The sequence below is a fragment of the Massilia sp. CT11-108 genome, assembly GCF_047302915.1.
GTDB lineage: Bacteria > Pseudomonadota > Gammaproteobacteria > Burkholderiales > Burkholderiaceae_D > Telluria > Telluria orientalis.
In genome coordinates this window covers 1-431 of the sequence record NZ_JBKYMO010001267.1, presented here as the reverse complement: position 1 = coordinate 431, position 431 = coordinate 1, and the positions used below count along the sequence as shown (strand labels likewise).

Here is a 431-nt window from a genome sequence, read left to right as displayed (position 1 = left end):
AGGCGCTGCGGCACGTCGTGCATGCCTTCCCGGCCCAGCGGTCCCTGCGTCGTCGCGAAGTGCAGCACGGGAAAGGCGTCCGTCGCCAGCGGTGCGGCGCCCCCGCTTTGCGGCAGGCGGTCGTACAGCTCGGCCATGAAGGACGAGCCTTGCGGTTGCGGCGCCGCGCGCGCCCACGCGTCCAGCGCAAAACCGTCCGCGTGCGCCGCGTCGATCAATTCTAGCGGGCCGCGGTTGCCGGCATTGTCGAAGCGCAGGGCGACGCGCACCTGCTTCGCCCACGGGTGCGATTGCATGAAGGCGCGCGCGCCCATCGCCTGCACCGTGTCGGCGTCCGTGAAGACGAACAGCAGGTCGTTGTCGAGCGGCGGCCCGGCCTGGAGGACGCGCATGGTTTCCAGCAGCGCGGCGGCGGACGCGCCGCCGTCGGC

1 protein-coding gene is annotated in these 431 nt (G+C 72.6%); it reads right to left on the bottom strand.

What is annotated here, in order from left to right; all coding sequences use genetic code 11:
* On the bottom strand, positions 1-431 hold a 431-nt coding region (locus ACEN88_RS34345), incomplete at both ends, for a M28 family peptidase (RefSeq protein ID WP_413346871.1).